Annotated in this window: 19 protein-coding genes; 12 read left to right on the top strand and 7 right to left on the bottom strand. The window is 64.3% G+C overall.

What is annotated here, in order from left to right:
* The first annotated feature begins 51 nt into the window (after positions 1-51).
* The 5 genes from ASH00_RS03755 to ASH00_RS03735 are packed head-to-tail and all read left to right on the top strand — an operon-like array spanning position 52 to position 5,902.
* A complete protein-coding gene (locus tag ASH00_RS03755; protein ID WP_056545163.1) occupies positions 52-1,350 on the top strand; it encodes an ABC transporter substrate-binding protein in 1,299 nt (432 codons plus the stop codon).
* A 38-nt stretch (positions 1,351-1,388) separates the two neighbouring features.
* On the top strand, positions 1,389-2,375 hold the full coding sequence (locus ASH00_RS03750) for a carbohydrate ABC transporter permease (RefSeq protein ID WP_056545161.1): 987 nt from the start codon (positions 1,389-1,391) through the stop codon (positions 2,373-2,375).
* Positions 2,372-3,277, top strand: coding sequence for a carbohydrate ABC transporter permease (locus tag ASH00_RS03745; protein ID WP_056545159.1), 906 nt, complete (start codon positions 2,372-2,374; stop codon positions 3,275-3,277). The genes ASH00_RS03750 and ASH00_RS03745 overlap by 4 nt, the downstream gene beginning before the upstream one ends.
* On the top strand, positions 3,274-3,900 hold the full coding sequence (locus ASH00_RS03740; protein ID WP_056545157.1) for a hypothetical protein: 627 nt from the start codon (positions 3,274-3,276) through the stop codon (positions 3,898-3,900). The genes ASH00_RS03745 and ASH00_RS03740 overlap by 4 nt, the downstream gene beginning before the upstream one ends.
* A gap of 28 nt (positions 3,901-3,928) precedes the next feature.
* Positions 3,929-5,902 (top strand): beta-galactosidase, encoded by a 1,974-nt coding sequence (locus tag ASH00_RS03735; protein ID WP_056545155.1) that lies wholly within the window; start codon positions 3,929-3,931, stop codon positions 5,900-5,902.
* A gap of 1 nt (position 5,903) precedes the next feature.
* On the opposite strand, the gene ASH00_RS03730 is transcribed toward ASH00_RS03735, so the two are convergent.
* On the bottom strand, positions 5,904-6,200 hold the full coding sequence (locus ASH00_RS03730) for a DUF4287 domain-containing protein (RefSeq protein ID WP_056545153.1): 297 nt from the start codon (positions 6,198-6,200) through the stop codon (positions 5,904-5,906).
* A gap of 160 nt (positions 6,201-6,360) precedes the next feature.
* On the opposite strand from ASH00_RS03730, the gene ASH00_RS03725 reads away from it, so the two are divergent.
* Positions 6,361-8,055 carry a thiamine pyrophosphate-binding protein gene (locus ASH00_RS03725; RefSeq protein ID WP_235563142.1) on the top strand — a complete coding sequence of 565 codons (1,695 nt, stop codon included), beginning with the start codon at positions 6,361-6,363 and terminating at the stop codon, positions 8,053-8,055.
* 60 nt (positions 8,056-8,115) lie between these two features.
* On the opposite strand, the gene ASH00_RS03720 is transcribed toward ASH00_RS03725, so the two are convergent.
* Positions 8,116-8,706, bottom strand: coding sequence for a dihydrofolate reductase family protein (locus ASH00_RS03720; RefSeq protein WP_442854336.1), 591 nt, complete (start codon positions 8,704-8,706; stop codon positions 8,116-8,118).
* A 56-nt stretch (positions 8,707-8,762) separates the two neighbouring features.
* Between ASH00_RS03720 and ASH00_RS03715 the strand changes: the two genes are divergently transcribed.
* Positions 8,763-9,329 (top strand): TetR/AcrR family transcriptional regulator, encoded by a 567-nt coding sequence (locus ASH00_RS03715; RefSeq protein WP_056545151.1) that lies wholly within the window; start codon positions 8,763-8,765, stop codon positions 9,327-9,329.
* Between the two features lie 55 nt (positions 9,330-9,384).
* Here the strand turns inward: ASH00_RS03715 and yicI are convergent, their stop codons facing one another.
* Positions 9,385-11,565: an alpha-xylosidase gene (gene yicI / locus ASH00_RS03710; RefSeq protein ID WP_056545148.1), complete on the bottom strand. Its 2,181-nt coding sequence runs from the start codon at positions 11,563-11,565 to the stop codon at positions 9,385-9,387.
* A gap of 128 nt (positions 11,566-11,693) precedes the next feature.
* On the opposite strand from yicI, the gene ASH00_RS03705 reads away from it, so the two are divergent.
* Positions 11,694-12,689, top strand: a complete 996-nt coding sequence (locus ASH00_RS03705) for a LacI family DNA-binding transcriptional regulator (protein ID WP_442854341.1) — start codon at positions 11,694-11,696, stop codon at positions 12,687-12,689.
* 14 nt (positions 12,690-12,703) lie between these two features.
* Here ASH00_RS03705 and ASH00_RS03700 read toward each other — a convergent pair whose 3' ends face one another.
* The 3 genes from ASH00_RS03700 to ASH00_RS03690 are packed head-to-tail and all read right to left on the bottom strand — an operon-like array spanning position 12,704 to position 16,313.
* A complete protein-coding gene (locus tag ASH00_RS03700) occupies positions 12,704-13,627 on the bottom strand; it encodes a carbohydrate ABC transporter permease (protein WP_056545144.1) in 924 nt (307 codons plus the stop codon).
* Positions 13,624-14,631, bottom strand: coding sequence for an ABC transporter permease (locus tag ASH00_RS03695; protein ID WP_056545143.1), 1,008 nt, complete (start codon positions 14,629-14,631; stop codon positions 13,624-13,626). Before ASH00_RS03695 ends, ASH00_RS03700 begins: the two co-directional genes overlap by 4 nt.
* An 8-nt stretch (positions 14,632-14,639) precedes the next feature.
* Positions 14,640-16,313, bottom strand: a complete 1,674-nt coding sequence (locus tag ASH00_RS03690) for an extracellular solute-binding protein (protein WP_056545141.1) — start codon at positions 16,311-16,313, stop codon at positions 14,640-14,642.
* Between the two features lie 238 nt (positions 16,314-16,551).
* On the opposite strand from ASH00_RS03690, the gene ASH00_RS03685 reads away from it, so the two are divergent.
* Complete coding sequence (locus tag ASH00_RS03685) at positions 16,552-19,356, top strand: glycoside hydrolase family 3 C-terminal domain-containing protein (protein ID WP_082565868.1); 2,805 nt, start codon at positions 16,552-16,554, stop codon at positions 19,354-19,356.
* 18 nt (positions 19,357-19,374) lie between these two features.
* On the opposite strand, the gene ASH00_RS03680 is transcribed toward ASH00_RS03685, so the two are convergent.
* On the bottom strand, positions 19,375-19,683 hold the full coding sequence (locus tag ASH00_RS03680; protein ID WP_056545138.1) for a hypothetical protein: 309 nt from the start codon (positions 19,681-19,683) through the stop codon (positions 19,375-19,377).
* A gap of 230 nt (positions 19,684-19,913) precedes the next feature.
* On the opposite strand from ASH00_RS03680, the gene ASH00_RS03675 reads away from it, so the two are divergent.
* From ASH00_RS03675 to ASH00_RS03665, 3 genes are all read left to right on the top strand, one after another.
* Positions 19,914-20,831 (top strand): type IV toxin-antitoxin system AbiEi family antitoxin domain-containing protein, encoded by a 918-nt coding sequence (locus ASH00_RS03675; RefSeq protein WP_056545136.1) that lies wholly within the window; start codon positions 19,914-19,916, stop codon positions 20,829-20,831.
* Positions 20,832-20,928: 97 nt separating this feature from the next.
* Positions 20,929-21,717: a hydroxypyruvate isomerase family protein gene (locus tag ASH00_RS03670; RefSeq protein WP_056545134.1), complete on the top strand. Its 789-nt coding sequence runs from the start codon at positions 20,929-20,931 to the stop codon at positions 21,715-21,717.
* Entirely contained in the window at positions 21,687-22,622 is a 936-nt protein-coding gene (locus ASH00_RS03665; RefSeq protein ID WP_268760493.1) for a 2-hydroxy-3-oxopropionate reductase, read from the top strand. Before ASH00_RS03670 ends, ASH00_RS03665 begins: the two co-directional genes overlap by 31 nt.
* Positions 22,623-22,670: the final 48 nt, after the last annotated feature.

Below are 22,670 nucleotides of genomic sequence, written 5' to 3'. Positions count from 1 at the left end.
GCGGCCCAAAGAGCTTCACCTCAAATCTGAGCCGTTCCCAGGAGGACAAAGATGTTCAATAAACTTTCACGACGCGCCGGGTCCGGCGTAGCGCTCACCATGGCGGCAGCTCTCATGCTGACCGCGTGCGGCGGCAACGGCGGCGGTCAGGCCGGCGGCACCCCTGATCCGAACGAAGAAGTCACCCTCAACTTCACCTGGTGGGGCAATGAGGACCGCGCAACCCGCTACAACGAAGCCATCGCGCTGTTCGAAGAGCAGAACCCGAACATCGACGTCAACGGAACCTTCATGGACTTCCCCGCCTACTGGGAGAAGCGCCAGACCGAGGCAGCCGGCGGCGGCCTGCCGGACGTCATGCAGTTCGACTACAGCTACCTGCGCCAGTACGGCCAGAACGGGCTGCTGATGGATCTCACCGAGTACGTCGGCAACGGGCTGACCACCGACACCATCGACGAAACCCTCCTGGCAACCGGCAAGCTCGAGGACCAGACCCTCGCTGTGCCCACCGGTTACAACGCCTGGTCGCTCTTCGAGAACCCGGCCCTGATCGAGCAGGCCGGCGTCGAGGGCTACGAAGGCGGCACCTCGTGGGAAGACTACGAGGCGTACATGGCCAGCGTGAGTGAAGCCGGCGAAGAAATCTGGGGCGGTACCGACTACACCGGCCGCATCCAGAACTTCGAGCTGCAGCTTCGCCAGGAAGGTCGCGAACTCTTCACCGAGGACGGCCAGCTGAACTTCACTCAGGAGGAACTGGCTGAATTCTGGGGCAGCGCATCCGATCTGCGCGAAAGCGGTGCAGTCATCCCCGGCCGCAAGCTGGAGGAAGTAGCCCCGAAGTCCGGCTTCGGCGCGAATCTGACCGCTAGCGAGATGACCTGGTCCAACTTCATGGGTGGCTACCTTGGCGACACAGGTGCCGAAGACCTGACGATCCTCGCACCGCCCACCAGCGATCCTTCCGTGAAGGACCTCTACCAGAAGCCGTCCATGCTGCACGCGGTCGGCGCTCAGACCGAGCATCCCGAAGCTGCTGTGGCCTTCGTTGACTTCCTGATCAACAGCCCCGAGGTTGGCGAGATCTTCGGTGCATCGCTCGGCGTCCCCGCCTCGGAAACCGCTCTCGAAGGTGCCGCGCTCGAAGGCCCCGAGCTTGAGGTCAAGGAGTACCTGGATTCGGTGTCTGACCGCATCGGTGAGCCGCCTGCAGCTCCGATCGTGGGTTACGGCGCACTGGAGAACACCTTCCTGACACTCGGTACCTCGATCGGACTGGACGCCATCACTCCTGAAGAGGCCGCCCAGCAGTTCTTCGACGAGGCTGCCGTTACGCTCGGCAGCTGAACACCGACCTTAGCTATCACCGCTATTAGGAGCAGGCTATGACCACGGGATCGGCGCACGCGCCAACACACACCCGCACTACCGCCGAACCCGGCACCCGTCCGGCGGGCAACCGCCGGACGGGTGGGCAGCCCCGACGCAAAGGCAACAGGGAAAACGTCGCGGGGTACCTTTTCCTCTCCCCCTGGTTGCTCGGGCTTTTCGCGCTTACTCTGGGCCCGATGCTGTACTCGCTGTACCTCGCATTCACGGACTACAACCTCTTCACAGCCCCCGAGTGGACCGGCCTGGGCAATTTTGAACGGATGGCCGGCGACACCGTCTTCTGGGGCTCGGTCCAGATCACCATGATCTACGTCCTTGTCGGCACACCCATCAAGCTGGCCGCCGCTCTCGGTGTGGCCATGCTGCTGAACTACAAGACCAAGGGCACCGCGTTCTTTCGCTCGGCCTTCTACGCGCCGAGCCTCATCGGCGCATCGGTCAGCATCGCCATCGTGTGGCGGGCAATGTTCTCCGCGGACGGCCCGGTGGACAGCGGGCTGAGCCTGTTCGGCATCAATCTCGGCGGCTGGGTCGGAGTGCCGGCCCTGATCATGCCGATGATGATCCTGCTCGCGGTCTGGCAGTTCGGCGCCCCGATGGTCATCTTCCTGGCGGGCCTGAAGCAGATTCCCACCGAGCTGTATGAAGCGGCGTCAGTGGACGGCGCGAAGGCGTGGCGAAAGTTCCTCAGCGTCACCCTGCCGATGCTTTCTCCGGTGATCTTCTTCAACCTGCTGCTCGAAATGATCGGTGCGTTCCAGATTTTCGCCTCCGCCTACATCATCGGGTCAGGAACCGGCGGACCTGCCGGAGCCACCAACTTCTATACCGTTTACCTCTACACCCGCGCCTTCACGAACAACCAGATGGGCTATGCCTCGGCAATGGCCTGGGTGCTCCTGATCGCCGTAGGCATCCTCGCGTTTATCCTTTTCCGCACCTCCAAGAGCTGGGTGCACTACGGAGGTGACACAAAGTGACCACGATCGAAACCAATCCGACCGCACTTCCACCGGTCGAGGCAAACCGGAAGCGACGCCAGCCCCGGCGGAAGACCGCAGCAACGGTGGCCTGGATCATCGGCATCGTGCTGCTGACCGCCGTCGTGCTCTATCCGCTCCTGTGGATGATCTCGGCTTCGTTCAAACCGAGCGCCGAGTTCGGTGCGAACAACAGCTTCCTGCCCCAGAACCCGACCTTCGATAACTTCTTCAAGGTCATGGAGGGCGTTGCCGGTATTCCCACCTGGAAGTTCTTCTGGAACTCCACCATCCTCGGCATCGGCGCGGTGATCGGCACCGTCATCTCCTCATCCATGGCCGCCTACGCGTTCGCCCGCCTGGACTTCAAGGGCCGCCCGCTGTTCTTCACCATGATGATCGGCACCCTCCTGCTCCCGTTCCACGTGCTGATCATTCCCCAGTACATGATCTTCCGTAACCTCGGAATGATTGACACGTTCTTCCCCCTCCTGGTCGGCAAGTTCCTGGCCACTGAAGCGTTCTTCGTGTTCCTCATGGTCCAGTTCATCCGTAACCTGCCCAAGGAACTCGACGAGGCAGCACGCATTGACGGGTGTGGGCACTGGCGCATCTTCTGGTCCATCACCATTCCGCTGATCAAACCGGCACTCATCACCTCCTCGATCTTCGCGTTTATCTGGAGCTGGAATGATTTCCTCGGCCCGCTGCTGTACCTGAACTCGCCCGACAACTACCCGCTGCCGCTGGCACTTCGGGTGTTCAATGACCAAACCAGTGGTTCCGACTACGGCGCCACGGTGGCGATCGCGGTGCTGGCGCTGCTGCCGGTCATGCTGTTCTTCGTGATCTTCCAGCGGTTCCTCGTTGACGGCGTTGCCACCCAGGGCCTGAAGGGATGACACCCCGCAGCGTCCGCAAACGGCGTGAACGACCCCAACCAGACGGCACCCAGCTCAAGTGGCCGGGTGCCGAGGGGAAGTTCGCGCTGTTTGCGGAAGTGCTGTGGATAGGGATCCTCACGGTCGCCGGCGGCCTGCTGTTGATCACGCTCCCCGCGGCGATCGCAGCCTCCAACCGGCACCTCCATCGCTACCTGCTGGCCGAGCGTTCCACGCTCGGCCAGTGGTGGTCGGACTTCCTGTCTGCTCTCCGCACTGGTTGGGTCGTGGGATTGACGACGACGGCGCTCGCCCTGGTCCTGCTCTTCAACCTCCTGCTCGCCGGCACCCAGGTGCTGCCCGGCTGGCAGGCGGTATTCGTCGTCGGGCTCCTGGCACTGGCCGCTTTCGCGCTGACGCTGCTGCAGTCGGCGGTCCGCTGGACGCCGGAGAAGGGTTGGTGGCAGGCAGTGCGGGACGGGGTGCAGGCTTTCGGCTCGGACCCGGGCGCGATTGTCCCGCTGCTCGTCGCACTGGCGCTGACCGTCATCGTGACCTGGCAGTTGCCGCCGCTGATTGTGCCCGGGATGGGCTGCCTTGTTTTTGCTGTGCTCGTTGTGAAGGAACGCGAGCGCAAGCGCTAATTTTCTCAACACTCCCGAAAGGAACACCGTGCACTACGGCGGCGATTACAACCCTGAGCAGTGGCCCGAATCCATCTGGCCCGAGGACGTTGAACGGATGAAAGAAGCCGGGGTCACCATGGTGAGCCTCGGGATTTTCGCGTGGTCGCGGATTCAGCCTGCGGAGGACGTCTACGACTTCGAGTGGCTTGACCGGGTCATCAATCTGCTGCATGAGGGTGGGATTGCCGTTGACCTTGCTACCGCGACGGCGTCGCCCCCACCGTGGATGACCGTTGCCTATCCGGACATCCTTGCCGCAGACGAGAACGGCGCACCGTACTGGCACGGAAGCCGGCAGCACTACGCGCCGACGTCGCCGTCGTACCGTCGTCTTGCCTCGGCGCTGGTGCAGCGCCTCGCCGAGCGGTACGTGGACCACCCGGCGGTGGTGCTGTGGCACGTCAACAACGAGTACGGCTGCCACCTCAACCTGGACTACTCCGACTCCGCGCGCGATGCCTTCCGCGTCTGGCTCGAGCGGAAGTACGGCACGCTCGATGAGTTGAACGCTGCCTGGGGCACCTGGTTCTGGGCGCAGCATTACGAGTCCTTCGACCACATCTTCCCGCCGCGCAAAGCCCCCTACAGCCACAACCCCGGTCAGTTGCTCGATTTCCGCCGGTTCACCTCGGACATGCTGCTCGAGTGCTACCGGATGGAGCGGGACATCATCCGCGCCGCCGGGGCCACCCAGCCCGTCACGACGAACTTCATGGGCGCCTTCAAGCCCGCGAACTACTGGGAGTGGGCAGCGGAGATGGACGTCATCTCCGACGACTGCTATCCGGACCCGAACGAGCCCGAGAGCTTCCGTGCAGGTGCCTTCCAACGGGACCTGATCCGCTCCTTCAAGCCGGACACCCCGTGGCTGCTCATGGAACAGTCCACGAATGCGCTCAACTGGCGGCCCACCAACGCACCGAAGGCTCCCGGGCAAATGCAGGCGTTGTCCATGCAGAGTGTCGGCCGCGGCGCCGACGGTATTCTGTTCTTCCAGTGGCGGCAGTCCCGTGCGGGCGCCGAGAAGTTCCACTCAGCGATGCTGCCGCACGCCGGCACGTCCACCCGTACCTGGCGCGAGGTCGTCCAGTTGGGCGAGGAGCTTGCGTCCCTGCCCGCGCTACCCGCCGGCTCGAAGGATGCCCGCGTGGCTATCGTCTTCGACTGGGAGAACTGGTGGGCCATCGAGAACCCTGACCACCCGGTCGTCCTGGACTACGTCGAGTGCGTGCAGCGCTGGTACAACGCCATCCACCGCCAGCACGTACAGATCGACTTCGTGCAGCCGACGTCGGACCTTGCGCAGTACGCCGTCGTCGTCGCGCCGCAGCTGTACCTGCTGACAACCGATGGCGCGGCGAACCTCACGAGCTTCGTCGAGGGCGGCGGGCACCTGCTGGTCACCGCGTTCAGCGACGTCGTCGACGAGCACGACCGCTTCCGCGAGGGCGGGTATCTCACCCAATTGGGCCCGCTGCTTGGTGTCACGCTGGAGGAATTCGGCGCGCTGGTGCCGCCTTCCGCTGCCGGACCGGGTCAGCGCACTGCCCCCATCGCCTTCGGTTCGGAAACCTTCGACGGACTGTACCTGGCCGAGGAGATCGCCGCAGGCGACGCGGAGGTGATCGCCTCCTTCAGCGGCGGCCGCACCGAGGGTCTCCCCGCCTTCACCGGGCGTGCAGCCGGTGAAGGCCGCGCCTACTACCTCGCAACAGTGCCCGACGACGACGGCGCACACCTCGTGAGTGCGCACGTGTTCGCAGGTGCCGGCGTCGTGCCTGTGCTTGAAGGGCTGCCGGAGTTGGTGGAAGCAGCGCAGCGCGGCGACGTGGTGACGCTAATCAACCATGGTGTTGACGCCGTCGCAATCGAGGTGTCGGGGACAGATCTGCTGAGCGGTGAGGCCGTGGACAAGGTGCATCTGGAGTCATTCGGGTACGCACTGGTGCGTCAGGCGTAGGTCACTCGTCCGCGGGCCTGGTGGCTTTCCCGTCCAGCCACAATTCGGCGGACTCATCCCGATGCGTGCCATCGGAACCGACGTGCTTTTCGCTGATCTGCGGACCTTTCTTGATGACGTGGACCAGCGCCATGGCATGCCCGCGGCCCAGGCCGTAGTCCGCCTTCAGCCAGTCCACTATCTCCGTTGCTTTGACGGCAGGGCTATCAAAACCGCGCTCATTCGCCTGCTCAACCAGCTCACGTGGAGTTCTGCCGGTCTTGTCTTCAATAGCGTCGAGGTAAGCCTGGAACGACATGCGGTTTCCTTACTGGTTTTTGTAGGCCGGGTTGTCGGAACTGAACTTCCTGAGCTTAAGGCAAAGTCCCTTGCGCTGTGGCGGGCTAGCCGCGATGCGGGCGCGCTGACTGGGAGCACTTAACCTAGTGAGGACAAACACGAAGGAGTGGACTTACACCATGACGAGCGCCAGCGCACAAGACCAGGCAGCCGATGAGGCAGGGATGCTTCCCGACGAGGGCCACGTTTCGGCGGCTGTGGCTGATGCGGTGGCGGAGCGGGCCGGCCACCTGTTCGGACTCATGGGCAACGGCAACGCACACCTCATCAGCCGGCTTACAAGGCGAGGCTTCCCCTTCACCTCCGCCCGGCATGAATCCGCAACCGTTGCCATGGCTGACGCGTATCACCGGGCAACGGGTGGGGTGGCTGCGGCAACTACGACGTACGGCGCAGGCTTCACCAACGCCTACACGACGCTCGCGGAAGCGCGCATCGCGAGGATCCCGCTCGTGTTGGTGGTCGGCGATGCACCGGCGGCGGCCCCGCGGAACTTCGACATCGACCAGACGAAAGCTGCCGAAGCGGCTGGGGTGACCACCCTCGTTGCCCGTCCCGGCAACGCCACCGAGATCACTCACCGCGCCTTCGACCTCGCCCTGCAGACGGTGCAGCCCGTCATCGTCGCCATCCCGTATGACCTCGCCACTGCGCCGCTCACCGACCCCGAGCCCCTCGAGCCGCTGCCCGGCAAAGCCGTATGGCCACCGGAGGAGGCGGACCTTGAGCGCGTGACCGAACTGCTAGCCTCGGCAAAGCGTCCGGTCGTGATCGCCGGCCGCGGGGTGGTCCTCGCGGACGCCGCGGCGCCGCTCAAGGAGGTCGGTGATCGCCTCGGCACCCTCTTTATGACGTCCGTCATGGCGATCAACGCCTTCGACAGCGAGTGGGACCTGGGAGTCGCCGGAGGCTTCACGCGCCGCCACCGACTGGAAGTGGCACGTAGGGCCGACGTCGTCCTGGTAGTCGGTGCCAGCATGAACATCTTCCAGACCCGGTATGGAACCCTGTTCCCGGAGGGCACCCGCATCATCCGCGTGGACAACGAGCCTGACGAGAAGCATCCCATCGTGGTGGATTACATCCGCTCGGACATCCGCCCGTTCGTTGAGGGCCTCCTGGAGCGCGTGCAGCCGGCAACAACGCCCACCTGGCGACAGGAAATCCCTGAGGTCGCCGAGGCGGAGTTCCGCTCCTCCCATCCCATCGAAGATCCCGTCGAGTTCGGCCCCGACGGACGCCTCAACCCCCGGGCCGTGGTCGCCGCACTGGAGGACATCCTCCCGGCCGAGCGCTCCGTGGTCATGGACGGCGGGCACTTCATTGGCTGGGCGCCCATGTACCTGTCCGTGCCCGATCCGCACGCCATGATCCTGGTGGGCACCGCCTTCCAGTCCATCGGCATGGGCTTCGGATCCGCAGCCGGCGTGTCGGTGGCACGGCCGGAACGCATCACCGTCCTGGTCAGCGGCGACGGCGGCGGCCTCATGGGCCTGGCCGACTTCGAGACCTTCCTCCGCGCCACCCGCAGGGGTGTGCTGATCGTGCTCAACGACTCCGCCTACGGCGCCGAACTCCACCAGTACGCGGCCAAAGGCCTGCACAACCAGGCGATGCTCATCGATGAGGTGGACTTCGCCGCCGTCGGGCGCGCCCTCGGTGCCAAGGGCGCCAAGGCGCACACCCTCGCCGACCTCGCCGAACTGGAGACCTGGCTGGCAACCAACGACGACGGCGTCTTCGTCCTCGACGTCGCCATCTCCCAGCAGGTGGTCGCCGAGTTCATGGCGGAGTCGGTGGCGATCAAGAAGTAGCGCCTGCTGTATGGGGTCAGGAGGTTGTTGACGGCGACGGACCCTGCACAATCACGGTGCTCACGCTCTGCCTCGGGAGACGTGCTCCTCGATCACGACACCCGACTCGAATGAGCGGGTTCCGGTCAAGTCGAACGCGCGCGGCTTGTAGGGGGCGTTGCCGAACATGGGGATGCCGGAGCCAAAGATGACGGGATTGCGTTTCAGGACGAGGTGGTCGATCTCGGATAGGAGGGCGCCCGCGAGCTCGCCGCCACCACAGAGCCAGATGTCCAGGCCGTCTTCCTGCTTCAGGCTGCGAACCGTTGCGAGCGGAGCGTCAGTGAGGGTGATCGCGTGGTCGACGTCGCGTGGGTGACGGCTTGCTACGACCTGACGCAGGTGTGGGTAGGGGCTGGTAATACCACTATCAAGCGCGGGGGTGAGCGTATTCCACCCCATAATTACGGTGTCGAATCGCGTGTTCGGCGGCTTGATCTTCAGCGCTGCGTGCGCATGTGCGGGCAGCGCATCCGCGTACTCGCCGAACACCACGGACGCGTGATCGCCTTCGACGAGGAACGCATCGAACCCGCCTGTCGGGTCCGCGATGTATCCGTCGACGCTAACGGCGACGTAGTAGACGAGGTTTCGCAAGGCATCTCCAATCACGACATCTGTCCTAGTTAAAGTACAACAGGAGTCGTGGTTTCGCTAGTGTGGGCTACATGGCTCGCAACGACCAACGACGCTCCGCTCTCGCCGACGCCGGGATCCGCGTGCTCGCCGAGGAGGGAGCCCGCGGCCTCACTCACCGCGCTGTTGACGCCGTGGCCGGCACGCCGCGCGGCACCGCATCGAATTACTTCCCGACCCGCGACGATCTCATCTCTGCATTGGTTGAGCGCATCGGAGAGCGGCTCTTGCCCGACCCCGAGGCCGTTCCTTCTCACAACTCCCGGTCTGCTGACCGGGCACTCTTTGCCGACTATCTGCGCGACGTCGTGCGACGACTCAGCGCTGATCCGCATGTGTCGCTCGCTCTCTTCGAGCTGAGATTGGAAGCTGCTAGACGCCCTGCTGTTGCTGAGGCGCTTGGAGCGTGGCGACAGCGGGCGTTCCAGGAGGATGTCGCATTCAATGGTGACTCCGGTCTGCCCGGGGGGCCAACGGAGATAGCCCTGTTTCACTACGCCATTGACGGCCTGATGCTTGACCACCTCACCGCCCCACTCGATACCGGGTTGTCCGTCGACGCCGCCATAAACGAGTTCGTCGATCGCCTACTCCAGTGATATTGGATCCCAGCCCTACGAGGGCGCGTGCCAACAACCTCCCGGCCAGCAACAGCTAGCCCACGACGACGGCGCTCGCCTTACCCTGGGCGGCGGTCACCTCATAAGTGGTCGATGAACCGTCGGGAGAGGGCACCTGAACACGTGAGCGATGCCCCTCCCCGACCACGAAGGCGCTGAATTCGACGTTGGCTGCCCAGTCGTAATCCGGCCGGTTGGAGACCGTGCCCAGCGGCAGGATGGTCCCGGGCCGAACGAAGACCGGAGCTTCCAGCACCGAGAAAGACCGGGTGTGCCAGCGGGGGCCCTCAAGGGTGTCGCCCGACTCGAGGTGCGTCCACGTCCCCTCCGGAAGGTAGAAGGAGTGCTCACCGCCCGGCTCAAGCACCGGCGCAACCAGCAGGCTGCCGCCAAGCATGTACTGCCGGTCCAGATGCGCGCACCCGGGATCGCCGGGGAACTCCAGGAACATGGGACGCATCACCGGAGTCCCGGAGGAATAGGCTTCCTCGGCTGCGCCGGCCAGGTACGGCATCAGGCTCATCTTCAGCTCGGTGAAGTGGCGCAGCACATCGACGGACTCTTCATCGACCAGCCACGGCACCCTATAGGAGTTGGACCCGTGTAGACGCGAGTGCGATGACAGCAGGCCGAACGCGATCCAGCGCTTGAACATCTCCGGCTCCGGCGTGCCCTCGAACCCGCCGATGTCATGGCTCCAGAACGCAAACCCGGAGGACGCCAGGGACAAGCCGCCGCGCAGGGATTCGGACATTGCGGCAAAGGTCGATTCACAGTCCCCGCCCCAGTGGACGGGCAGCTTCTGGCCGCCGGTGGTTGCCGACCTCGCGAACAGGACCGCTTCGCCAACCCCCAACTCTTTTTCGAGCAACTGGAACACTGCCTCGTTGTACAGCTGGGTGTAGTAGTTGTGCATCCGCTGCGGGTCCGAACCGTCATGCCAGACCACGTCGGTGGGGATGCGCTCGCCGAAGTCGGTCTTGAATGAGTCCACGCCCTGCCCCAGCAGCGTGCGGAGCTTGTCCTGGTACCAGCGGACGGCGTCGGGATTGGTGAAGTCCACCAGCCCCATACCTGCCTGCCAAAGGTCCCACTGCCACACGGAACCGTCAGCCCGCTGCACCAGGTAGCCAAGCTCCTGGCCCTCCCGGAACAGGTGGGACCGCTGCGCGATGTACGGGTTGATCCACACGCACACCTTGAGCCCGCGCTCGTGCAGGCGCCGGAGCATCCCCTCGGAGTCCGGGAACGTTGCGGGATCCCAAACGAAGTCGCTCCAGTGGAAGGCACGCATCCAGTGGCAGTCGAAGTGGAACACGGAGAGCGGCAAATTTCGTTCCGCCATCCCGTCGATGAAGGACATGACGGTGTCCTCGTCGTAATCGGTGGTGAAGGAGGTGGAAAGCCACAGCCCGTAGGACCACGCAGGAATCCGCGCAGGCCTGCCGGTCAACTCCGTGTACCGGCGCAGGATGTCCTTGGGGGACGGTCCGTAGATCACGAAGTACTGGAGCTTCTGGCCCTCCACGCTGAACTGTGCACGGGAGACCACCTCTGACCCGATCTCGAACGAGACCCGCTCGGGGTGATTCACGAATACCCCGTAGCCGGAGTTGGTCAGGAAGAACGGCACGTTCTTGTAGGCGAGGTCGCTGGAGGTCCCGCCGTCCTCATTCCACACGTCCACCGACTGGCCGTTTTTCACGAACGCGCCGAAGCGCTCGCCGAGCCCGTACACATTGGTACCGACGCCCAGGGTGAGCTGCTCATGCACAAAGGAGCGGCCGGCGTCGTCGGTAATGAAACCCACGCTCCGCGGCACCGAACTGGTGAGCAGCTTCCCGTCGCCGGTGAAGTCAACCGTCCAGTCACCGCTCAGGCTGACGGACGCGGTGAGCGCACCGGAGGTCAAAGTGGCGTGCGTTTCGCCGACGGACACGTCGACGGCTGGGTGCGCGTCCTGCAGTTCAAACCGTGGATTGGGATCGAGTGCGCCCTGGAAGTGCTCGATGGTCACGCCGATCACGCCTTCAAGCGGCGACGTGAAGGAGACCGTCAGCTGAGGGCAGTTCAGCGCATCGCCGCGGGCATTGATCCGCTGCGTCGGCGCGTAGATCTCGAGTCCGGAATCGGTGGCAACGACGTCGGAAATGTCCCGTGGATGCAGGGCGGCGAGGCCCTTGCGGTACATCCAGTAACCGTCAGTGAATTTCATGATGTTCCTTCAGATGGTGCGTTCAAAGTTGGTGTGTCGGTGTCGAAGCGCTTCTCTTTCGCGGACGGTTGAATCGTTACGAATACGAATCGAAGCGTGTCGAAGCTAGGATGGAAGCCGTGGCCACCATGAATGATGTCGCCCGGGAAGCCGGGGTATCGCTGAGCACTGTTTCCTACGTACTGAGCGGGAAGCGAACCATCTCCGAAGAGACCCGGCTGGCTGTTCAGAGTGCAATCCGGAAGCTCGATTACAGCCCCCATTCCGGTGCCCGGGCGCTCGCCTCCAACCGCTCCAACGTGCTGGGACTGATGGCGCCGCTCCGTGCGGACGTGAACGTCAGCGTGATTATGCAGTTCGTGGCAGCCGTGGTCACCACGGCGCGCACCTACAACCAGGACGTCCTTCTCCTGACCCAGGACGACGCCGGCGGGCTGGAACGCGTCACGTCGCAGTCCATGGTGGACGGACTGCTGATGATGGACATCGAAGCGCGCGATCCGCGCATCCCCCTGCTCGCCAAACTGCGCAAGCCGGCAGTGCTGATCGGCCTCCCGGATGATCCGCAGGGGCTCAGCTGCGTTGACTTCGACTTCGCGGGCGCCTCCCGGACGGCGGTCCGGCACCTGGTGGACCTGAATCACCGCAGTATCGGTTTCATCGGATCCCCGCAGGCCTCCCTTGAGCGCCACGCCACGTACGCCGACCGCGCCCGCAAGGGTTTCACCGAGGCCTGCGATGCCGCCGGTGTCAGCTCTACGCTGCGTGCCTGCGAGGCTTCCATGCTAGCCCTCACCGAGGCGCTCACTGCAGTGCTCGACGACGGCGGCGCCACCGCAGTCACTGCCCTCGTGGTGCATAACGAGGGACTGCTGCCGCTGCTGCATGAGGCCCTGGCCGGGCGCGGCCTGCACATTCCCGAGGACATTTCGGTAGTAGTGATTGCCCCGGAGGACGTGGCGCTCGCCGCCGCCAGGCCATGGACTGCCGTCTCCATTCCGGCGCACGACATCGGCCGCGCCGCCGTGGAAATGGTCATGGACCGGCTCAACTCGGACAAGCCGGTTGAGGTGCGGCTGATCGTTCCGACGCTGGTCCAGCGGGAGACGTCGAGCGCGCGCTGACCTGCACAACGCCGTCATCCTTTCACCGCGCCGATCATGACGCCCTTGGTGAAGTGCTTCTGCACAAACGGGTAGACCATGAGGATCGGCACCATGGCGATCACGATGACCGCCATCTGCAGGGCGAGCGATGGCGCCACGCCCTGGCCGACGTCGATCTGCCCCGGCACGGACACACCCTGCAGCACGTAGGAGCGCAGTACCACCTGTAGTGGGTTCTTGGAGCTGTCATTGATGTAGAGCACCGCGTTGAAGAAGGCGTTCCAGTAGCCGACGCCGTAGAACAGCGCGATCACGGCAGTCACCGCCTTGGACATGGGCAGCACGATCTGGGCGAGGATGCGCCACTCGCTGGCCCCGTCGATGCGCGCGCTGTCGAGGATGCCGCGGTCAATCCCCATGAAGAATCCGCGCAGGATGATGATGTTGAAGACGGACACCGCACTCGGCAGGATCAGTGCCCAGTAGGAGTTGATGAGGCCGAGGCCGGAAACCAGCAGGTAGGACGGGATCATTCCGGCGCTGAAGAACATCGTGATCAGCAGGGTGAACAGGATCGGCGTATGAGCAAAGGAGCCCGGCCGTGAGAGGCCGTAGGCGCACAGGATCGACACCACCATGCTGAGCAGGGTTCCGGTGACGGTGATGCCGACACTCACCAGCACGGCGCGGGTCACCACGCCGCCGTTCAGGATCTGGCGGTACGCGTCGAGTGAGAATTCACCCGGGATGAGGACGAGGCCGCCCGCCTGGGTGATGGTGCCCTGTGACGAGATGCTCGTGAGCAGGATGGTGTAGAGCGGGCCGAGGACTGCGAGCACCACGAGGGTCAGGATCACTACCTTTCCCGCCTTGGTCGCAATTCCCGGTTCTTCTTCCCACGCGGGCCGCGAAGGACCGCTACGGCGGGGCCGGGCTGGCTTGATGATCGTTGTCATGACTTGGAATACACCCCGTTTTCACCGAAGAGATGGGCCACCTTGTTGGCGGCGAGAATGAGCCCGAGCGAGATGACGCCCTTGATGAGCCCGGCGGCAGCCGCGTAGCTCCAATCACCGTTCTGGATGCCGGTGTAGTAGACGAAGGTGTCCAGCACCTCTGCAGCCTCGGCGCCCACGGCGTCGCGCTGCAGGATCATTTGCTCGAACCCGACTGTCAGTGCGTCGCCCAGCCGCAGGATGAGCAGCAGGACGATGACGGACCGCAGCCCCGGAAGCGTCACGTGCCACATGCGGCGCCACCGGTTGGCGCCATCGACGGCCGCTGCCTCGTACTGCTCGGGGTCAATGGCGGCCAGGGCGGCCAGGAAGACGATGATTCCCCACCCCGCGTCCTTCCAGACCGCCTGGGACGTGATGAGGAACAGGAACGTGTCCGGGTTGGTCATGATGTCCATGCCGCTCCAGCCATTGGCCCGGAGCATCTGACTCAGGAGCCCCGCGCCGCCCAGCAGTTGCTGGAAGACGGACACCACGAGCACCCATGAGAAGAAGTGCGGGAGGTAGACGATCGCCTGGATGGTGGCACGCATCGCCGGCCGAAGCAGGGAGTTGAGCAGCAGTGCCAGCGCAATCGGGACGGGAAAGAAGAACACGAGCTGGAAGCCCGTGATGACCAGCGTGTTGCGGACTGCGTTCCAGAAGTTCGGATCGCCGAACACCCGCGCGAAGTTCTCCAGGCCCACCCAGGGGCTGGCCGGGATACCGATGAACGGCGAGTAACTCTGGAACGCGACCACATTGCCGAGCAAGGGCACGTAGGCAAACACAACCAGAAGGACGACGACGGGAAGTGCCATCAGGACCAGCGAGCGGTCGCGGCGGAACCGGGCTTTCAAACCCTGCTTGCGCCGGACAGGCGGCGGGGCGGGCAAGGTCGTGACGTCGTCGTCGTGCTTGCCTGCCGCCCGGTTGCCGCGGCGGATGAAATCTGTGGTGGTCATGGCCGGTGCTATGCGGTCAGGAAGCCGGCGTAGAACTCGCGGAGTTTTTCGCCGCCGTTCTGCTTCCAGGTGGCAATCTCCGAATCCAGATCCTTGAGGCTCTTGCGGCCGCGGGCGATGTCCTTGGCGAGGTCGTCGAACGGTGCGCCGAGGGATCCGTACTGCGGCGGCTCCTGGATCTGCATGCCGAAGAAGACGTCTTCCTGCACGAAGGGGGCCTGGCGGGCTTCCCACTCGGTCTTGGCCTCGACGAAGCCGGGATACTGGACCTGCGAGTTGACGGTGGGCGGGCTGACGAGGAACTGGTACGTGCTCGTGACTTCCGCGCGTCCGAGGTCAGTCATCTGCGGGATGTTCTGGGCGTCGCGCGTGAAGTGCTTGCCCTCGACGCCGCTGGTGATGAGGAGGTTCTCTTCCGTTCCGAAGGGTGCGGCCATGAAGTTCGCAAGTGCCAGGAGTTCTTCAATCCTTGCGGTGTCCCCAGTCTTTTTGATGAAACTGAAGATTCCGGCCGGTTGGCCGCTGAATAGGGTGGGATCACCGCCGTCGGGCGCAAAGAAGTCCATCGGCTGCATGTTGAAGTCCGGGTTGGTGGGCAGTACGCGGCCGAGTGCCTCGTGCCAGCCGCCGACGCCGTCGACCGTCATCAGCGTGGCACCGGACTCGAAGCGCGGCTTTGCCTGCTGGGCGTTGCCCGCAACAGCGTCCGGGTGGACAGCGCCGGACTTGAAGAGCTTGATGATCCACTCGAGGGCGGCCCGGTATTCCTCGGTCTCGAACTTGTTCACCAGCGTGCCGTCCACGAGCTTCCACTTTGGGACGACCCCGTGCATGATCTGCGCGCCGTTCCAGACGTCCTCGGAACCCCAGCGGTTCTTCGACGGGTCAGTGATTTCCTTGGCGATGGTGATGTATTCATCTGCGGTCTTCGGCTGTTCGAGTCCCATCTCCTCGAACAGGTCCGTGCGGTAAAAGAACGCGTCATTGACCAGCGGCGTAGGCATGGGCAGACCGTAGAGTCCGCCCTCGAAGCAGCTGTACTTCCACGCTGCCGTCGGAATGTTGGCGAGGTTGGGGTACTTCTCGACCTTGTCGCCCGCGAGGTAGGGGGAGAGGTCCGTGAACAGACCCTTGGCTGCCTGTCCGAACCGCGGCGGGATGTTCCAGGAGGGGATGACCACCCAGTCGGGAACGTCGCGCGGGGAGGCGAGGACGGTCTGGATTTTATCGCCGTAGGTATTGCCGTCATTGGCCTGGAACTCGACGGTGGCGCCAAGGCGCTCATTCACCGCCTGGTAGTACGCGTTGTCCGGCAGGCCGCGGGGAATGGCCCACCACGCGGGCGACATGGCCGTGTAGGTGCCGCCGCTTCCGGGAGGCTTCGGGACGGACTTCACCAGTTGGGTGGGGATTGTAGTGAATCCCGGCGTGGACCCGTTGACACCCGGGATGTCCGGCTGGACCAGATTCATCGGAATGTACTTGGGCACCAGCTTGGCGACGGCTTCCGCCAACCCGCCCGCCGTCGTTGCTTGCGGAGCTGACGCACCGGTGCTGCATGCGGTCAACAGTGCCGGGGAGGCGGCGAAGAAGGCAGCTCCGCCCAGCAGGCCGAGGAAAGACCGGCGACCGAGGGGCTTGCGGGTAGTTGTGCCGTTCGCGGCGTCCGAGATGTTTGGCATGGTGCACTCCTTCGTGTCCAGGCGCGCCGATAGGGCGCTTGCATGGTTGCAATCAGAATTGGCGGCGCGTCGTCCGGGTCGATTAGTCGAAGCGCTTCGATTGATCCAACCGTAGGGCATCTTTTGTCTCGAGACAATAGGAAACTGTGTTGCGTATCACAGCGCGTAATGTCAGCATGGTGGTCGAACAGCGCTGTGCAAGCGCTTAAACAATTCTCCCAAGGATCGGAACTTTTTCGTGACCGAAACCCGTTTGGCCGTCCGTACCGCGCAGGGCATCCTCGCAACGCTCTCCCGGGCCGAGAAGATCGCCCTACTCCATCAGCACTCGCCGGCACTTCCCGACGCCGGTCTGGCCTACTTCCATACCGGCGCGGAGGCGGCGCACGGGGTTGCCTGGCTCGGTGACGCGACGGTCTTTCCGCAGACCGTCGGTCTCGCGGCCAGCTGGGACGAGGACCTGCTGCGGCGGGTGGGGCGGGCTGTCGGCGTCGAGATGCGCGCAAAAAAGGCCGCCGATCCGACCGTGAGCCTGAACGTCTGGGCGCCCGTGGTCAATCCGCTCCGGCACCCGCTGTGGGGGCGGAATGAGGAGGGATTTTCGGAGGATTCCGGGCTCACTGCTTCGCTGGCCACCGCTTACTGTGAAGGCCTAAAGGGTGATTCCGCCGAGCAGTGGCTGACCGTCCCTACGCTGAAGCACTTCCTCGGCTACAACAATGAGCGCGACCGCAACGTCACCTCAAGCCAGCTGCCGCCGCGCGTCCTGCACGAATACGAACTGCCCGCTTACCGGCTTCCCATCGAATCGGGTGCCGCGGGCGCCGTCATGCTGTCCTACAACCTGGTCAACGGGCGGCCCGCACACGTCTCCGATCTGGTGGCCGAACACCTGCGCACGTGGCGCAATGGCGACTCACTCGCTGTCGTGACGGACGCCGGCGCACCGTCCTCCCTGTTCACGGCCGAGAAGTATTTCGACGACGGCGCTTCTGCCTACGCAGCTGCCCTGCGTGCCGGCGTTGACAGTTTCACGGACGACGGCGACGACTCCGCGCCGTCCATTGCCTACCTTGAGGAGGCGCTGGAACGTGGGCTCATCTCTGTTGCGGATATCGACGCGGCGGTCCTTCGCTTGCTGACCCTGCGCGAACGCACGGGCGAGTTCGAGTCCGACGGCGGCGTGTATGGGTCGATCCCTGCGGATGAGCTTCTGACTCCCGAGCACGCTGCCCTTGCCCGGGAGGCGGCTCGGAAGTCCGTAGTGGTTCTCCGCAACGCCGCTTCCTCCGTTGGAATCTCAGCTGATGCCGGTCCTATCCTTCCCCTGCGGGACGAGCCGGGCGCCATCGCCGTCATCGGATCGCTGGGGGCCCACGTGCTGAGCGACTGGTACAGCGGAACTCTCGTGCATCCCGTGAGTATCGCGGCCGGCATCGAGGAGCGGTACGGCAGCGTGATCGCGGAGGAAGGGCTGGACCTCGTTGCGCTTCGCAGCACCCGCACCAACCGGTATGTGGGAGTGCCGGATGGCTCTGCGGCGCTGACAGCTTTGGCGGGGTCACCGGGTTCTGCGGAATCACTTGTGCTCAAGGACTGGGGGAATGGCGAGTACACGCTGCGGTCCTCGGTGAACGGACGCTTTGTCTCGGGTGAGAGCGGGTATCTCCGTGCCACCTCGGAGCGGGTTGGTGGCTGGGTGGTTCAGGAGACGTTCGCGCTGCACCGCTCAGTTGAGGGTTCGGTCGCCCTGCGGCACATTGCTTCCGGAAAGTGGGTCCGGGTGGAGGAAGGAACAGGCAGCGCCGTGCTCGTGACGGGATCCGAGCAGGACGCGGACCGCTTCGCCCTGCGCACCATCCGGTCCGGAGCTGAAGCGGCACGCAAGGCAGCGGCGTCAGCGGATGTCGCCGTCGTCGTCGTCGGTAATGATCCGCATCTGGGCGGGCGGGAGACAATCGACCGCACTACGCTGGACCTGCCGCAGAGTGAGCAGGAGCTGATCCGGGTGGTGCGGGAGGCGAATCCGCGGACGGTGCTGGTGATCGTCTCGTCCTACCCCTACGCGCTCGGGGAGCTGGCGGGGGTGCCGTCAATTGTGTGGTCCTCGCACGGAGGGCAGGAGCTCGGGCGCGGAGTGGCGGACGTGCTCAGCGGTGACCATGAACCATCCGGGCGGCTGCCGCAGACGTGGTGGGCGCGGGATGCGGACCTCGCTGACATCCTCGACTACGACATCATCGGGTCCCGGTCCACCTATTCCTACAGCACTGCTGAACCGCTCTACCCGCTGGGTCACGGGCTGGGTTACGCAGCTGTGGAGTACGAGTCGGCATCGTATGGTGACGGTGCGCTCGCGGTGTCCGTGCGGAACGCCGGTGGGCGGGATGTTCATGAACTGGTGCAGGTGTATGGCACCTCGGATCTGCCGGGCTACCCCAGGCGGCGGCTTGTTGCGCACGCGAGGGTGTCGCTGAAGCCAGGGGAACGGACGGTGGTTTCGATTCCGGTGGCAGAGGAGAAACTTGCAGTCTTCAGCCCGGCTGCGGGGCGAATGCTGGTGGAGCCGGGAACGTATGACCTGCTGATTGGACGTTCCGCGGTGGACCTGCCGTTGGCGGTTGCCCTCGTGGTGTCCGGCTCGGGTAGTCCGGCGCGGAGGCGTGGCTCCTGGATCCGGGCTGAACTCTTCGACGAATCCGTAAACGCGCTGCTGGTGCCGGAGACGCCCCTGCAGGGGACTGCCGTGACCGTCGCCGACCCCGCCCTGCTGCGTGCTTTGCTGACTTACCGCGGGTGGGGCGGGGCTGCGCCGGCGTCGGTCTCGGTGCGCGTTGCCCGGAGTGCCGGTGGGTTGCTGCGGATTGTGGTGCCCGGGCCTGCGGATACCTGGCGGGAATGGGGTGCGGCGTTCGTTGCGGCCGGCTACGCCGGGGACGTGGAGATTCCTCTTGCGGGGGGGTCTGATGCCATGCCGGCGGTGGTCCGGCTGGTTATTGAAGGGGGCGTCACCGTGAGCGAGCTTCTGGTTCCTGAACCCTGATTCGGTTCCGGTTGCTGGCTACTTTTCCTCGGGCGCTGCCGGTCCCTCGCGTTCTTCGTTTCGTCCCTCGTTGGTGTCGCCGTTGCGTTCAGCGGCTCGTCGCCGCAGGAAGCGCCGCGCCGGTCCGGCCCAGGACAGGAGGAGGAGAATCGTGAAGAGGTGGTTGACCAGACCGCCGAGCACCTGAAACGGAATGATCTGCACGAGCGCGGTGACAACCAGCACACCGAGCAGGACGTTCTTGATGATCTTGAGTGCCTGCGGGCTCAAGGGTCGCGGCCATTCGATCATTGCCGTAAGTTCGTCATGCCTGTGCGCGCGTTGCATCGGTCCCCTCTCCTCCCTTAAGGCTATCGCGCCGGCGTGCGCCGTGCGGCCCGTGCGACCCGCACGGCGCTCGCGCGCTAACCGCAGGAACTGCCCGGAGGCGCAGCCCTGCCGGTTCGAAGCGGCGGCCCTGCACCTCCGGGCAGTTTCTGTGTTCGCCTCCGCTCCGACTTATCCACATACGCCAGGTACTCGGCCCGCGGGACCCGACGACCTTCCATCCTTGAAGGGTGAAATCGACTGAATGGCTCACCGGCGGCGATACTCTCTGGCTCACTGAGGCGCTCATGGACAGGGGCCTGACGAAGCGGAACCTTCAGACTCTGGTGAAGTCGGGCCAGCTCGTGCGGCTCCGAAGGGGCTGCTACATGTCAGCCAGGGCCTGGAAGAAGCTGTCGCCGAGCGCCGGTGCTCTCCGACTGATCCACGCACACAGGCACGCCACGGTTGCAACGGGTTCAGGGTCCGGAACCTACAGCCACACGACTGCTGCCCGAGGCCACGGGCTCTACCTGTGGGAGGTTGACTCGGTCATACACCTGACGCAGCCGTCGAATATCTCAGCCACAAGTCACGCATCGGACGTCCGGAATCATCAAGCACGGCTGGAGCCGTTCGAAGTGACGCGGAGGTCCAACCTACGGGTCACGTCCCTGGAGCGGACGGTAGTGGATTGCGCCCGAATACTCCCGTTCAGGCAGGCGCTGATTATCGCTGAGCATGCGCTTCACCTCGGCGCAGATTCGGAACTGATCCGGAAAACCATCGACCGTTTGGCCGGCTACAAGGGTGTCGCCCGAGCCAGGAACGTATTCGCGCATGCCAGTGCCCTGTCGGAATCTCCAGGGGAAACGCTCACCTGGAGTTTTCTGAGGAAGATGCGCCTGCCGATGCCGGTCCAGCAATTCACGGTTCCCATGCACAACGGTGTGCATCGGCTGGATTTCGCTTGGCAGGGCATCAAGCTCGCGCTGGAGTTTGACGGTCGAACGAAGTACTTCGACTATGCACCGACGGACGAGGTGCTCTTTCGTGATGGCTCCCTGGCTGTCCCTCCTAACCCACAGAAACTGCCGGGAGGTGCAGGGCTGCCGGTTCGAAGCGGCGTCCCTGCACCTCCGGGCAGTTTCTGTCCCTCCGCCGGTTGACTCACATCACATCTAACCCCTACCATTTCATAAGACAGAAAGTTCCTTCCACATTACGGAAGAACGATCAGGCCGAAAGAACGCAAAGGGATCGACGATGACCTACACCGTGAACTGCTCCATCCTCCTCACCGAACTGCCGCTGCTGGAGCGGCCGGCTGCTGCGAAGAAGGCCGGCTTTGACGCCGTCGAGTTCTGGTGGCCGTTCGAAACCTCCACGCCGTCCGAGGCTGACCTGCAAGCCTTCGAGAGCGCTATCACCAATGCAGGTGTTCAGCTCACCGGCCTCAACTTCAACGCCGGCAATATGCCCGGCGGCGATCGCGGACTGGTCTCCTGGCCGGAGCAGCAGGATGAGTTCCGCGCGAACGTGCCGGTCGTCGTCGGGATCGGTGAGCGGCTGGGCTGCAAGGCCTTCAACGCGCTGTACGGCAACCGGATCGATGGCGTGAGCGCCGAGGAACAGGACGCGGTCGCCGTCGGCAATCTGGCTTTCGCGGCTGAAGCCGTTGCTGCAATTGGCGGCGTCGTTCTTGTGGAGCCGGTCAGCGGTGCCGAGAAGTACCCGCTGCTCACGGCACAGGACGCGCTGAACGTGATCGCGAAGACCGGCAGGAGCAACATCAAGCTCCTCGCTGACTTCTACCACCTGGCGGTCAACGGCGATGACGTTGCGCAGGTCATCGAGAACCACGCCAAGGACTTCGGCCACATCCAGATTGCCGACGCCCCCGGCCGCGGAGCTCCCGGAAGTGGCAACCTCCCGCTCGGAGAGTGGATCTCCCGCAGCCGCGAACTCGGGTACGAGGGCTACATCGGGCTCGAGTACAAGGAACCGGCGGACACCGCCTTCAACTGGGCCATCCGCGAACACGCCTCCCGCTAAGCCCCAAAGAACTTACAAAGGAACTCGCTATGAGCAAAGTAACAGTCATCGGACTCGGCATCATGGGCCTGCCCATGGCCATCAACCTCGTCAAGGCCGGCCACACCGTCACCGGCTTCAACCGCAGCCAGGACAAGATGGACAAGCTTGTCTCCGAGGGCGGTTCAGCGGCAACCAGCATCGCTGACGCCGTCAAGGATGCCGACGTCGTCATCACCATGGTGCCGGACTCACCGGATGTCGAGGGCGTGGTGAGCGGGGACGACGGCGTCTTCGCCAACGCGCAAAAGGGCGCCCTCTGGATCGACGCCAGCAGCATCCGGCCGGATGTCGCGGTTGAGCTTTCCAGGCAGGCGCGCGACGCCGGTCTGAAGCCGCTGGATGCGCCGGTCTCCGGCGGCGAGCAGGGCGCCATCGACGCCGTGCTCTCGATCATGGTCGGCGGAGAGAAGGAAGACTTCGACGCCGCACAGGACGTTTTGACCGCCGTAGGCAAGACCATCGTGCATGTGGGTCCGTCCGGCTCCGGCCAGACCGTGAAAGCCGCCAACCAGCTCATCGTCGCCGTCAACATCGGCGTCCTGTCTGAAGCTATCGTCTTCCTCGAGGCCTATGGCGTCGACACGGACGCCGCCCTCAAGGTCCTTGGCGGCGGCCTTGCCGGCTCCAAGGTGCTCGACCAGAAGGGCCAGAAGATGCTGGACCGCAACTTCGACCCGGGCTTCCGGCTAGCCCTTCACCACAAGGATCTCGGCATTGTCACCTCAGCCGCCCGCGAAGCCGGCGTGGCTACCCCACTGGGTGCCGTCGTCGCGCAGTTGGTTGCCTCGCTCGTCAACACGGGCGACGGCGGCCTCGACCACTCCGGCCTCTTCAAGCTGATCAACCAGCTGTCCGGCAAATAGACCCCAAACTTTCGTGCAGATCAGGCGAGCCGACGACGTCGGAAGTCA

Source organism: Arthrobacter sp. Soil782, assembly GCF_001428435.1.
GTDB lineage: Bacteria > Actinomycetota > Actinomycetes > Actinomycetales > Micrococcaceae > Arthrobacter_D > Arthrobacter_D parietis.
Note: the sequence above shows the minus strand (reverse complement) of the source record. Positions and strands in the feature narration are given on the sequence as shown.